Origin of the sequence: Halocola ammonii, from assembly GCF_049334165.1 — a bacterium.
Classification (GTDB): domain Bacteria; phylum Bacteroidota; class Bacteroidia; order Flavobacteriales_D; family Sanyastnellaceae; genus JBEGHD01.
Genome location: NZ_JBEGHD010000001.1, coordinates 408,663 through 422,586, shown reverse-complemented (window position 1 = coordinate 422,586; position 13,924 = coordinate 408,663). Strand labels below are relative to the sequence as shown.

7 protein-coding genes are annotated in these 13,924 nt (G+C 45.1%); 4 read left to right on the top strand and 3 right to left on the bottom strand.

From position 1 onward, the window contains the following. Positions 1-8: 8 nt before the first annotated feature. From ABHV44_RS01670 to ABHV44_RS01660, 3 genes are all read right to left on the bottom strand, one after another. Positions 9-590, bottom strand: a complete 582-nt coding sequence (locus tag ABHV44_RS01670) for a DUF502 domain-containing protein (protein ID WP_459072900.1) — start codon at positions 588-590, stop codon at positions 9-11. Positions 591-734: 144 nt separating this feature from the next. Further along, on the bottom strand, positions 735-4,484 hold the full coding sequence (locus tag ABHV44_RS01665) for a PKD domain-containing protein (RefSeq protein WP_459072899.1): 3,750 nt from the start codon (positions 4,482-4,484) through the stop codon (positions 735-737). 240 nt (positions 4,485-4,724) lie between these two features. Then, positions 4,725-7,409 (bottom strand): T9SS type B sorting domain-containing protein, encoded by a 2,685-nt coding sequence (locus tag ABHV44_RS01660; RefSeq protein WP_459072898.1) that lies wholly within the window; start codon positions 7,407-7,409, stop codon positions 4,725-4,727. A gap of 301 nt (positions 7,410-7,710) precedes the next feature. Between ABHV44_RS01660 and ABHV44_RS01655 the strand changes: the two genes are divergently transcribed. The 4 genes from ABHV44_RS01655 (at position 7,711) to ybeY (ending at position 13,874) form a co-directional block, all read left to right on the top strand. Then, positions 7,711-9,471 carry a T9SS type A sorting domain-containing protein gene (locus ABHV44_RS01655; RefSeq protein WP_459072897.1) on the top strand — a complete coding sequence of 587 codons (1,761 nt, stop codon included), beginning with the start codon at positions 7,711-7,713 and terminating at the stop codon, positions 9,469-9,471. A gap of 143 nt (positions 9,472-9,614) precedes the next feature. Beyond that, complete coding sequence (locus ABHV44_RS01650) at positions 9,615-13,007, top strand: DUF4175 family protein (protein WP_459072896.1); 3,393 nt, start codon at positions 9,615-9,617, stop codon at positions 13,005-13,007. After that, positions 13,008-13,445, top strand: coding sequence for an ATP-binding protein (locus ABHV44_RS01645; RefSeq protein ID WP_459072895.1), 438 nt, complete (start codon positions 13,008-13,010; stop codon positions 13,443-13,445). Next, positions 13,446-13,874 (top strand): rRNA maturation RNase YbeY, encoded by a 429-nt coding sequence (gene ybeY / locus ABHV44_RS01640; protein WP_459072894.1) that lies wholly within the window; start codon positions 13,446-13,448, stop codon positions 13,872-13,874. Positions 13,875-13,924: the final 50 nt, after the last annotated feature.

Below are 13,924 nucleotides of genomic sequence, written 5' to 3'. Positions count from 1 at the left end.
CGCTGCACCTAATCCTCACGTTCGTGAATGTCGGCCACACCACCCGAAACAATGTACTTCATAATGTCAGAAGCATTGCGAGGAACGGGGGTTACATTTTCTCGGGGCACGATGTAGAGGTTCCCTGAGAAATTGAAAGAGTGTGGAAAGTACACGGCCACCTTACCGGTTTTATCGCCCAGTTCGCTCAGATCCTCATCGGTAACAAAACCCAGTTTTTCGATGTCTGTTCCTTTGTACATCTTCACCAGCACAGGTTTACTAAACGATTTCTTTTGCCCCACAAACGCTGATAGCAAATCGTTGATTGCCATGTAGATGGTTCTCAAAAGTGGAGCCCGGTCCAGGATTTTGTTGAACCAGCTCTTAATCGGTTTGGCAATTAAAGTAGAGCCCAGAACTCCAAAAAAGGTGATGATTACCAGCAACAGCAAAACACCTGCGCCTGGAAACTTATCGCCTAGTGGAATCAAATCATCCAGAAAGACAAAGATCTGGTAAAGCATGTAGATAACTATGGTGATGGGTAGCGTGTAGAGCAGTCCTTTAAGAAAATAATTGAGGATCCGTTTTGGTAGTGATTCTTTCATTTTTCTGTGCTTTTAGATGAGTGTAAAGTTAGGCGATCAAACTTGAAATCGATTTGCTACTCGCCAGAATAAACATGAAAAAAGCCCGCTCTCGAGGTCGAAAGCGGGCCATTTTTTAAAGAACTGTCTATCGACAGGGTAATATTACTTTTTGATCAGGCGGGCTGTTTTAACAGTTCCTCCTGAGTGCGCCTGAATCACGTAGATTCCTGCGTTCATGTCACTCATGTTTACGATTGTTTTGCCAGTTGACTTTTGGTTAATCGTTTTAACGATTTTACCAACTGCATCGTAGATCACAACTTTTTCTACCGACTGGTTTGATTCGATAGTGAACTCAGATTTGAATGGATTTGGATAAACATCAAATTGAAATTCGTTTTCACCTACAGAAACCACGTAATCAACATTTACAACAGTAGAAGTTGAAACAGAGCAGATACCTTCTGCATCGGTAACTGTGAGCGAAACTGTGTAGCTCGCTGGCTCTTCAACATCATACTCGTAAGTGTGAGTTGGGTTTTCTTCGTCAGAAGTGTTTCCATCGCCAAAGTCCCACTCGTAAGAAGCTCCAGAACCGGTGCTCATGAAATCTGCATCAGCTGAACCACCTTCTGGAATTTCAATCGTTGCCGGAGCGTCAATTGAAGCACTGATTTCGTTGAAGATATCAGCCGAGTAGCGTGGCAAAATTTGGTAACCTTCATCGTATGGGGAACTCGTATCATACTGACCACCAGTTCCAATAATGCTGAATGTTCCGGTTGGAGCAGGCTCGTTGTAGAGGTCCACAGCCGAATCAATTCTAAGCAAATACGTATTGTCGCCATCACTAATTTCTACAGTGAAGCCACCGTTTCCATCTCCCGTGGTCCACTCTAGTGGATCAACAAGCTGAACACAATTGATGCGAATGAGGTCAGACTCAGTCACTTCATTCAAATCAGTAACGAGGTCCGGCTCTACCAATTCGTTGTCCGAAGAAATCAATTCAACTTCGGTAGCGGCAATTTGCGCAAGTCCGTTGAACTGGTCGAGTGTTCCAACTACATGGATGCTGTCTCCCTCAGTTACTGTGTATCCGAGTGCCTCATTGCTGTATACAGTGATCGCCCCTGTCTCGTCAATCAATGAGAACTGTAGTCCACCTGGGTTAAGGTTCGACCCGTGAACGATTCCACGAAGTTCCATTTGAGTGTCGATCAATTCAGGAACACCGTCTTCATCGTTGGCTCTGGCCTCACCGATTGTGTAAACATCGATAGGCACATCGCTCGCTTCGATGGTGATGGTGTGCATCTGAATTCCGAATTCGTAACCCTCTTCAGAACCATTGAGCATCAGCTCGATGGTTTCAAGGCCTTCTTCCATCATGTCGTCTGTAATTGTTACAGAGCTTGTGATTGGATCAGTTGAACCAGCTGGGAAAGTGAGTGAAATTGGGAACGATCCCGTGAAATCATCACCAAGTGTAGCTGAGCCACCGTTGAGTACAATTTCTACAGTAATTTCTGACTCTCCTGGGTTTTCTACCTCAACATCGAAAGTCACCTCACCGGCATCTTCCGTTACCGTTTGCCCACCAGTTACAAAGCTCACTACTGTAGCATCGCTGGCAACGCAAGAAGCTCCGTTGTGGCTACCTAGGAAAGAAAGGTCATCCTGCTCGTAAACTTCCCACTGATCCTGACCTACTGTCCAGTCGTCAGTTCCTTGAGTCACCTCAAAGTTTCTAACGATTGTGTGGTTTTGAGTTGCGTTTTCAACACCAGAAACGGTCCAACCACCACCTGCTGGTGGTGTTTCATCAAGTGTTCCAATGAGGTCAACAACTTCACCAGAAGCAATGTGCTGAAGACCGAATGCATCATCTCCGTTTCCTAGGAACTGGAAAGTGATGTCCGCTTCAGCGAGAATTGCCGGATCCGCATCTGGGTGAGCAATTACGTAAACATCACCTGGCATGATAACGTCATCTACACCGAAAATGTCATTGATAAAATCAAACTGTCCCTGAGTATCGCATCCATTAGAGCAGTTCACCAACTGGTAATCTGCCATAGCAACTGGAACTGTAGTAGGGTTGTAAATCTCAAGAGCCTTGTTCAAGCCTCCACCTTCGATGTTCTCTGAGAAGAAAATACCGCAGTCCGCTGGTACATCACAAGGCTGAGTGGTAACTGTCACGAAGTTTGAAGAAAGCTCGAGACACTCTCCATCAGTAGCTACCATGGTAGCATCATCACCTACTTCGATCGTTGATGGGTCAAGCGTTCCATCGTAAGAAAGACCCCAAACGCGGTAAACATCTTCTTCGAAAGTGTTGAAGTCGATTACACCAGCAGTGTAAACTTCAACGATCAGGTTGCTTTCGTCAGTCACAACGTAACCATATTCGGTAGAAACTCCTTCAGATGTAGTTGAGAAGTTAAGTTCGTCTGGAGTTTCATCTAGACAAACAATTACTTCGTTGCCCTGATCGGAAGTTACTTCTCCTCCATCGCAAACTGGCACTGAGCAATCGATTTTGTTTACTTCGATAAAGTTTGAAGAAAGCTCCAGGCATTCGCCATCTGTTTGCACCATAGTGGCATCATCGCCTGGCTCTGCAGTAGAAGCATCTAGTGTTCCAGAGTAAGAAAGACCCCAAATGCGACACATTCCCGCATTGTCTCCGTTGAAGTCTGCAGAAGCTCCTGCAAGCACTTCGATGATGATGTTGTTTTCGTCAGTAACAACATAAACGTAAGTGTCGTCAGAACCACCACCGGTGTTTTCCAGTTCGATTACATCAAGCGTTTCATCAATACAAAGCGTCAATGAAGTCTCTTCGCTATTCACGATTCCTACCTCACCACCGGCACAAGCTGGTTGGTTTGGCATTCCTGGAGTTGGAGCTTGTTGCACGTAAGAAGTCGTTACAAGTGGAGTTCCACCGTCAGGAATGCGCGCGTTGGCATCCAAGTCTGATTGTCCATTTGAAGATTCATCCACTTGAGGCTGACCTGGGGTAAGAACATCCAAAAGACTAGTGGCATCAGAGTCACCCGTTCCGTAAACAAGTGCATCCACTAACCCAGTGTTAGTCACTGTGCCACCTTCAAAATCTGTTGGTTCACCCATGTGAAGTGCAACTCCATCGGCTCCATTCTGAAGACCATTGCTTGGAAAAACCAGATCAACATTTGGTACAGCTTCGTTTCCTGCTACGAAAAACCCCTGTCCGTTGAGTGTATATCCATCTAAATCATAGACTCCATAAACCTGATCATTACTCCCATTGTACATTACTAGCACATGGCCATCAAGTGGTGCATTGCTCGGTCCGTAAAGTTCAACAAACTCCATAACATCACTACTCGGAGTATCGGCATCCACTTCGTTGATCACAATTGGAGTGTCACCAGAAGTATCAGCTTCCCAGAATTCTGGGCCGTTTTCGTTACCATTTCCAGTGTAAACGATCGGGAAAGCCTGGTCTACAAACTCTCCAGCAGTCCAGATTCCAGCGGAAACGGCAACGCTCTCGCGAGCCTGACCACCTTCACCCCACTGAACGAAGTCTAGCATGCTCGAAGGGTCGGTAAAGCTTGAAGAGTTGTAAATGGCCAAATCAGAAGCAAACTCAACCATCGCTGAACCTGAAGCCCAGCTCAGAGTTACTTCTTCATCCTGTGCCAAATCGAGATCACCAGATTCGATAGTAGCAACTGAAATTGACGTGTATTGAAAGTTTGAGCAAAGCTGATAAGACGAGATGTCTACAGACGTTGCTGAAAAGTTTTTGATGGTGAGCTGATTGTTCACAGCGTCTACCATGACGATCTGCGGGTTTTGAGCCATCAGGCCAAAACTGCACATCGCAAATAAAATTAATGGTAAAATTTTTCTCATGAGTACGTTTTTTTTTGAGCATTTGAATTTGCAGCGCCAAAATTAGTATTTCTGACAGCCGTCAACTTTAACGCTGGGTTAAACTTAGCTACAGAAAAGGCGCCTGACTTGTTTTCAAACAGGCAAATTACTCTTTCCCGTGCAGATTATCAATCGGTTGAGTTCCTCGTTTTGCACAATTGTTAGAATCCAAAAAAAATTCGGAGTTCGGAAAGAACTTCAATGCAGATAATTGGGTCCTCAGCGAATTAGTGTTAGATGCCCTGTTAAAACCTGCAAATCTTCTGCAGGTCTTTTTGGATTATCGTACTCAATCTGATAGGTATAAACTCCGTTGGGAGCAAAGTAGTCGCTACCGGCACTTCCAGAGCCATTCCAAGATTTTTGAAATTCGGCTGTTTGAAACACAAGTTGACCCCATCGATCGAAAATCTTCAGCTGATACTCTTGCGGAGTGCAGGAAAAGATGGGCTTAAATACCTCATTGATTCCGTCAGAATCGGGCGAAAAGGCGTTGGGTACAAACACGGAACAGTCGCAGTCTTCGTCTTCCACATTCACAAATCCCGAAGTGGTTCCGCACGAATTGCTCCCGATAACTTCGTAGATGCCTGGCTGAGAAATAAGAGCTGTGTTGTTTTCCGAAAACTCAGGCCAGAAGACGTCAGAATTGTAAGATTGAATAGTAATCACAGCGTCATCACCCTGACACTTCACCGTATCTCTAAGAGACAAAACCGGAGTCAATAAAGGATCAATTTCAATGCTTTTTGAAGTAACGCAGCCCGATGGCGCTGTTAGTGTTGCATTGTAAACTCCTGGATTGTTCACCTGAAGGGTTTGTCCGGAGCTCCCGTCACTCCAATTAATTGAGCCTTCTTCGCCTGTTGCTTCAATAATAGCCGTGTCTCCTTCACAAAGACCCTCTGGGCCCTCCAAACTCAAGAGAGGACCATCAGCGATTTCAACCTCAATCTCTTCAGTCACAGCGCATTCTCCATCAGCAACCCAGGTAACCTCGTAAACACCAGGCTCATTGATCACCAATAAATTACCAGAAGTTCCGTCACCCCATGTAAAATCGCCCACCGGTCCTGAAGCATTCAAGGTGTCCTGAATTCCTATACAAAGTTCATCAGGGCCTGAAATGCTGATTTCCTGCGTTTCTGCAAGTTGAACCTCCGTGCTCGCCTCTTGGCTGCAGCCATCGCCTGTAGTAACCTCCAAGGTGTAAGTTCCGGGAGCAGACACTGTGATGGAAGGGGTACTTTGATTTGTATTCCATAGATACTCATATTCGGGCTCCGGTTCCACTCCGATTTCTATTTCCTCTCCATCACACAAATCATAGTTTTCTTGAAGATCGACCTCTGGAACTTCGGCTTCCAAAATCTCTACCTGATCTGTGCCATCACCGCAGGCATTTTGAAAAGTGACCGAATAAACTCCGGGTTCAGTGACCTCGAAAGTTTGCTGAACCGATCCGTCCTGCCACTCACCTTCATCTTCCAGGCCCGGGTCCAGCACAATGGTTTCTCCCGGACAAAGGCCTTGATCTGGTCCGAGATCCACAGTTACATTGTTTGGAGGTTCAACTTCCATTGTGGTTGAAGCGCCAAGGTTCATTGTTATAGCATCAGCGTAGCTAATCCCCACAAACTCGCACCAAAAGGGAAAAGCCGATTCCAACACATTCAGATCTGTCATTAAATTAATTTCAATTCGGGTAAATGACATTTCGGAGTTTGGAAGGGGTTGCCAGCCGCCAACCTGAGTGCCATTGTAAAAAAGTGACCCTGCGATGTCAGATGGCATCACAACATGGAAATAGCGCAATTTGAGATCATCATCATCCAATCCCTGAAAATCCAGGCCTGTACGAAACTGAATTTTGGTATTGGCCTGATTCAGAGGAAGTAAAATCCTCATGTTGGGGTCTCCCGAATTCGTATTGGAGCAGCTCAGAGAAACCAGGTATGCGGCCACCAAAACAGGGTTATTGGAAGAAACTAAAGTCGCCTCGTCAAAAAAGCCTTCGTAAACTTCTCCTTCGTCAAGGGTAGCGATCAGGTCGCAACCTGAGAAAACCTCCGTGTCGTCTTCAGATGCTAAGATTCTTACGAAGTCTCCTCCTCCGTTCTGAAGGGGCACAATGGAGTACACCGTCCCCCAGTCTTCCAGCGGTATCATTTGATCAAAAAGATGACTGTCGGCCGAACATCCAGCTGGTAGCACCGTGTTCTGCCTGCCTCCAAAAACTGCAATTGGATTTCCATTCAAAGAAGTTACTTGCGAACCAGTGAGATCATCATCGGAAGCAATAGAAATCACTTCGTTCTCGTCCAGTGTTAAATTAAAGGTTGTTCCTGCTGGACCGAACGATGTGGCGGCAGTGGTAGTAACCTCCACTTCTGTGCCGTTTGCAGTAGCCACGATATTAAACAACGAAGGAGTAGGCATTTGAGAATAGTTTCCGACAGACATCACTCTGTACTCGGTTCCCAGCGAGCTGGTGGGCAAAACCGATGTGCCATCTGCAAAATAAAGCCTGTTGTGTACAGTGTTGATTCTAATGTCGCCCGTTGATGTAACATGAAAGACTCTGGTTTCAGCTACTCCCAAATTTTCCTGATTGAGGCTTTCGCCAGTATTAAAAGTTAGCGTTCCCTGGCCACCAGCTAAAAGGAAAAGATCCAAAGTCTCATAATAGGGATCGGCTGGAGTTCCATATTCGATTAAGATCTGCGCATCTTCGAGAGCCTCGATAGAAAAATCAAATTTTGGCGGAGTGTTAAAAATGGGGTTAACGTTCTTAAGATAGGCTACCCTGAAGTCTGTTCCTACGTAATCTTGAGAATACCCCATGCTCAGGTAGAAGAAAGTCGCCAGCAGGGCCATAAAATGTCGGAGATAAATTTTCTTCATGTCATCAACTTCAATCCATCTAATAACTGGTTGATTCTTTTGAGGTTCACGACAATAGTAGCGCAAAGGTTGAAAACCCAATGCCTTGTGCTAAATCATCCCATTAGAAGTTTCTGCCTGGCTTGGGATGGAGGGTAACCGTTTGTTGGCTGAGGTTTACTTTCCTCTCGTCACAGTTTTGGCTTGCATTTTTAGATTACTCTATAGAACAAGGTTGACCAAAATTTTAGTCCCCGAAATTCTGACTCGTTTAAATTTAAGCTACCTTTTGTCTTCATTCTTACACCAACCAAAAAGAAAAATGGAAACACGGATCGGCTTTACAGTGGTGCTATTTTTTGCTTTTTTGTCAGCAAAGGCCCAGTGTCCTCAATGTGAGCCAAATTTGGACTGTGGAGAAACGTCCGACATTCCCACCGTCTGTCCAGAAATACTTCCTCCGGCCACTGCGGGGGAGTACTACGAAGAAACGCTCACTTTTTATCTGCCGGAAAATTTTCAGGACCCCGAGTCTGGGCTGGATGTGCAACTCACAGAAGTTTTACTTGAGGGAATCACGGGGCTGCCTTTTGGCCTGGAGGTAACGCTGGATGATGAAGATGGAATCTATCAGCCCGATGAGGGACAAAACTACGGTTGCGCCACGGTTTGCGGAACTCCGCTCGTTGCCGGTGACTACATTACACAAACGAATATTCTGGCTACTGCTATCGTTTTTGGTTCAATTGAGTCCCAGGTCAGCCAATCATTTCCAGGTCCCTTCACTGTGCTGCCCGGGGAATCTTCGAACGCCAGTTTTTCATTCGATAACCTGGCTGCCTGCGACAGTTTGTGGGTAAACTTTGAAGCCACGATTGACGGATCACCCAACGAAACGCTCTACTTCTGGGATTTTGGAAACGGAAACACGAGCAGCCTGCCGAATCCGCCAACGCAACTTTACACAGAACCGGGCGAACACATCGCCAGTCTGGAAACTCAAGTCGTTCAGCCCATCCTTCAATCGGTGCAGCTCACCGACATTGGCAGCGGCTGGTCTGGAGATCTGGAAGAACCGTTTGACTTCTTTCCTTACTACCCAGACCCTTACTTCGTGGTGCGGGATGGAGATAACAACAGCGTCTACACTTCCTTTAGCGAAGAAGACGTCAATTCATTTCTCTGGACAGGGATCGATTTGCCACTGGATAATCCACCTTACACCGTCCAGTTTTTCGACTTCGATGAACTCTCGTCAGACGATCTCATAGAAACCGTTTCACTTTCGGCTATTTCTGGAAGTCAGAATTTTTCAAACAGTGGAACCGAAGGTGCTTTTTTTGTCGGAAACGAAGTCCTCAACAGTTTCTACAACGAAGAAACCGTAACCGTTTTCCCTTTGCCAGATGCCGAATTCCAATTTGATGAAAACGACAACACACTTACTTTTTCTGACACCACCTTGACGACCTTTTACTGGTTTTTAAATGGTCAGCAACTCACTGAAGAAAGCGATTCTGTTCTCACGCTCGAAAACCCTGGCGTTTACACAGCGGTAGTGGAAAACCTCTACGGCTGCTCGGCTACTTCGGAGGAATTTGTGCTGTGCCCGGATCCACAGATTCAATTCGATGAAGAAAACAATCAGCTTTTTGTGACCGAGGGCTTTCTCTCTTACCAGTGGTTTTTGGATGGTACACCAATCGAGGGCGAAACGGAAAACGCCATCACTCCGGTGACCGAGGGTAACTACTCTGTGCAAATCACCACCAACTACGGATGCGAGGTGCTTTCAGAGGTTTTCATTCTGGGAGTAGAAAATCTCCTGGAAATTGTCGGGCTGAAGGTTTTTCCCAATCCATCTGATGGTGACTTTCAGTTCGAGTGGAAAAGCAATTTGGGCGAAAAGCTGACGGTTCGGCTTTATGACTCAAAGGGCTCGCTGGTTCTTTCAAAAAGTATAAGGCACGAGGGCCAAAAAAGTATTTTTGAAATTCGCACTCCAACTCTCAATCAGGGTGTTTACTCCCTTCGGGTTCACTCTTCACTCGGGGTGTTTTACCGAAAAGTGGTCATTCATTGACCCCTTCTAAACGTTAAGTTTCTTTAAAGCAGAAGGAAGGCTCAGATCAACTCCTACAAAGCGGCACAACAATTCGTTATCTTTGAGATCATTTGTATCGATCCGACTTCGGCAATAGGCGCTTCGGTTGAACCGTTGCTTGAGTGGATTGTACTGAAAAAGAGGTAGAAGGAAAAAACACTATGGAAACGGGATATCAATTACTCATAAATAAACTGGATGAATTCATCCGGAAGTACTACAAAAACCAGATGATCCGAGGCGTGATTTACAGCCTTGCCATCTTGCTCGGTTTTTACATCTTACTAGTGCTGCTCGAATATTTTGGAAGATTCAACTCGACTGTGCGAACAGTCTTTTTCTTCCTCTTCATCCTTTCTGCCGGTGCAGTGCTTTTTAGGTTTATCGCCTGGCCAATGCTTAAACTCTTCCGTCTGGGAGAGACCATTAGCCACGAACAGGCTTCGCGAATTATCGGAACGCACTTCACTGAAATCAAGGATAAGCTTCTCAACACACTTCAGCTCAAAGAGCAGGCAGCCATGAACCCCGGCAGAGCAGAATTGATTGAGGCGGGGATTAATCAGAAAATTGATGATCTAAAACCGGTTCCTTTTACTTCTGCCATCGATTTTGGGCAGAACAAGAAGTACTTGAAGTTCGCCATTATTCCAGCTTCACTTATCATTCTTTTGCTCTTTGCCAGACCAACAATTCTTACTGAATCTACAGGAAGGCTCGTTAAGTTCAACGAGGAGATCGTACCTGAAGCCCCTTACAGCATTTCCCTACTCAACGAAAACCTGGACGTTCCAGAAAATGAAGATTTTCAACTCGAAGTTGAATTGTCTGGAAATGAAATTCCCGAGAAAATGTACATCGTGATGAATGGATCGCGATTTAAGCTGGAACGAAAAAACAACGTCACTTTCTCGCATACCTTCAAGAACGTTCAAAAAGACACACCCTTTCAACTTTACGGAGGAGGGTTCTACTCTCAGGAATTTACCCTGAACACACTGCCAACACCTCTTTTGCTGAATTTCGAAGTTGAGTTGGACTATCCCGACTACACGCAGAAGAAAGACGAGACAGTCAAAAACACTGGTGATCTCACCATCCCAGAAGGAACACAGGTTGTTTGGAAATTTAAAACTAAAAACACAGAGCAGTTTTCAATTGCCTTTCCCGACACCACGGTTCAGCTCGAAGGCGACAGACCTGATGAGTACTTTTACGAAAACGCTTTCACGCAAAGTCAGGATTATTCGCTTCACTCGAGCAACGAGTTTTTGAAAAATCGCGACAGCATCGTCTACCAGCTGAATGTAATTCCGGATGCGTATCCGCAAATCGCAGTTGAAGAAAGACGCGACTCTACAAGTCGAAAGCACCTTTACTTCACCGGTCAGGTGAAAGACGATTATGGCTTTCGCTCACTGACTTTTAACTACTTCAAAATCAATGAAGAAGGTGAAAAGGTTGGCGATCCTCAATCTGTTCAGCTCGATGTGAAAAGAAACGTTCTTGCCCATCAGTTTTTCTATCACTGGGACCTCGAAGGTGTTGATCTTCAGCCGGGTGACCAGTTGAACTACTACTTTGAGGTGCGCGACAATGACGGAGTGAACGGCAGCAAAGCGAGCCGTACCACCACCAAAAGCTTTAATGTTCCTACCGAAGAAGAACTCGACCGCGAAGAAGAGCAGGAAAACGAAAAGCTGAAAGACGACCTCGAGAAGAACATCAAGGAAGCTCAGGAAATTCAAAAGAAACTCGATGAGGCCAGAAGAGAAATGCTCCAAAAGCAAGAACTGAGCTGGCAGGACAAGCAAAAGATTGACGATCTGCTGAAGCGCCAAAAAGAGCTGCAGAAAAACGTTGAGAACATTCAGAAACAAAACCAGCAGAACAACAAGAAGAGCTCTGAATTCCAAAAGCAGTCAGAGTCGATCAGAGAAAAGCAGGAACAACTGCAAAAACTCTTTGATGAGTTGATGACCGATGAAATGAAGAAAATGTACGAGGAGCTCGAAAAGCTGATGGAGGACATGGACAAAGAGGAACTCCAGAAGCAGATGGAAGAGATGAACATCACCAACGAGGATGTGGAGAAAGAACTCGACCGTGCTCTCGAACAATTCAAGCAACTTGAGTGGGAGCAAAAAATGAAAGAGACCATCGAAGAGCTTGACGAACTCGGTAAAAAACAAAAGGAGCTCGCTGAAAAATCTAAAGAGAAAAACAGCGACAGTGAAGAGCTCAAGGAAGAACAGGAGAAACTCAACGAAGAATTCGAGAAGGTGAAAGAAGATCTGGAGAAACTCGAAGAGATGAACGAAGAACTCGAGAATCCGAACTCTATGCCTGACTCCGAAGAAGATCAAAAAGAGGTTGAGGAGGAGATGGAAAAGAGCTCTGAAGAGCTAGAGAAAAACAACAAGAACAAAGCATCCGAATCGCAGCAGAATGCAGGTGAAAAAATGCAGGAGATGTCTCAGAAAATGGACATGATGATGCAGCAGCAGCAAGCCGAGAGCATGCAGGAAGACATGGATGCGCTTCGCGATTTGCTCGAGAACATCATCCAGCTTTCTTTCGATCAGGAAGAATTGATGGACGATTTAAAATCCATCGAAGCTGAAGATCCAAAGTACGTGAAGTACGGCCAGCAGCAGCGAAAACTTAAGGATGATGCGAAAATGGTTGAGGACTCACTTTTTGCACTGAGTAAACGCGTCACTCAAATCCAGTCAATCGTCAACCGCGAGATTAACCAGGTGAACGAAAACATGAAAAAAGCGCTCGCTGAAATCGGTGAACGGAGAACTCCGGAAGCTACAACTCACCAGCAGTATGTGATGACTTCTTTCAACAATCTGGCACTTCTTCTGGATGAGGCTCTGCAGCAAATGCAAATGCAAATGGCCAATCAGCAGCCCGGAAAAGGAAACTGTGAGAAGCCAGGAGGCAGTGGCAAAAAACCTTCTGCCGGTGACATCAAGAAAATGCAGGAAGCCCTCAGTAAGCAACTGCAGGAAATGAAAGAGCAAATGGGCAAGGGCAAGAAAGGAAAAGACGGTAAGCCCAAACCAGGCAGTGGTGGAATGAGCAAGGAAATCGCTCAAATGGCAGCCAAACAAGCAGCTATCCGCAAGGAAATTGAAAAGATGGCTGAAGAACTCAACGAGGATGGTTCCGGTAAAGGAAACGGCCTAAAAGAGATTGCCAAAGAAATGGAGGAGCAGGAAAAAGACATGGTCAACAAAAAGTTCGACACTGAGATCATGAATCGCCAGCAGGAAATTCTCTCCAGATTGCTAAAAGCGGAAAACGCTGAAAGAGAACGAGAAATGGATGAAAAGCGCAAATCTCTAACCGGTGATCAAAGTTTGAAAAGTAACCCTTTGGATTATTTGGAGTATCAGAAACAGCAGCAAAAAGAGGTTGAGTTGCTCAAAACAATGCCTCCAAGTCTCAAACCCTACTACAAAGAAAGGGTGAACGAATATTTTAATAAATTAGAAGCCGAATAGATGATTGACAATCTGAAACAGGAACTCATGACGGAAACTGAAAAAGAAGTTTCTTTTGCTTCGAAGACGGAAAATATCGCCATTGCAGAACAACTCGTAGACGAAATTTGTGAGCGATATAAAATCAGTGAAGAACATTACGGAAACATCCTTATCTCACTAACAGAAGCAGTGAACAACGCAATCGTTCACGGCAATAAACTAGACCCGGAGAAATCGGTGAAAGTGAGATTTACATCAACCAACAAAACACTCAATTTCGAAATTGAAGACGAAGGTCCGGGTTTTGACTACGACAATCTTCCCGATCCAACCGCTCCCGAAAACATTGAAAAGCCAAATGGACGAGGTGTATTTCTGATGCGCAATTTGGCTGATGGTTGTTCATTTGAAGAAGACGGTCGTATCGTAAAACTCGAGTTTAAAGCCATCTCTTAAATGAACGAAGAACTCATTCAGTTTTTCTCAGAAGACATTTCCTTTCAACTTTCCAATCCCGAACAAGTTTCCGATTGGATCGAAAAAACAACCCGGTCAGAAAACCATTTGATCGGGTTTCTTAATTTCATTTTTTGCTCTGACAACTATCTTCACAAAATCAATGTAGAGCATCTCAACCACGACACTTTCACCGATATCATCACTTTCGACTATTCGGAAGATGACTCCATCAGCGGTGATATTTTCATTAGTGTAGATCGCGTTGAAGAGAATTCCAAGACGCACAAATCGACTTTCGAAAATGAACTCCACCGTGTGATTATTCACGGTGTTTTGCACCTTCTTGGCTATTCTGACAAGCAGCCGGAGGACAAGGTCGAAATGCGACAAAAAGAGGATTTTTGCCTATCTTTGCGCGATTTTTAGATTGACTACCTTGTAGTTACATCTCGAATGTTTCACGTGGAACAAAACCC

What these genes read in the sequence shown, in the direction of transcription:
- ABHV44_RS01655 (WP_459072897.1), top strand. Translation starts at nt 7,711, where the DNA reads ATGGAAACACGGATCGGCTTTACAGTGGTGCTATTTTTTGCTTTTTTG.
- ABHV44_RS01645 (WP_459072895.1), top strand. Translation starts at nt 13,008, where the DNA reads ATGATTGACAATCTGAAACAGGAACTCATGACGGAAACTGAAAAAGAA.
- ABHV44_RS01665 (WP_459072899.1), bottom strand. Translation starts at nt 4,484, where the DNA reads ATGAGAAAAATTTTACCATTAATTTTATTTGCGATGTGCAGTTTTGGC.
- ABHV44_RS01660 (WP_459072898.1), bottom strand. Translation starts at nt 7,409, where the DNA reads ATGAAGAAAATTTATCTCCGACATTTTATGGCCCTGCTGGCGACTTTC.
- ABHV44_RS01670 (WP_459072900.1), bottom strand. Translation starts at nt 590, where the DNA reads ATGAAAGAATCACTACCAAAACGGATCCTCAATTATTTTCTTAAAGGA.
- ybeY (WP_459072894.1), top strand. Translation starts at nt 13,446, where the DNA reads ATGAACGAAGAACTCATTCAGTTTTTCTCAGAAGACATTTCCTTTCAA.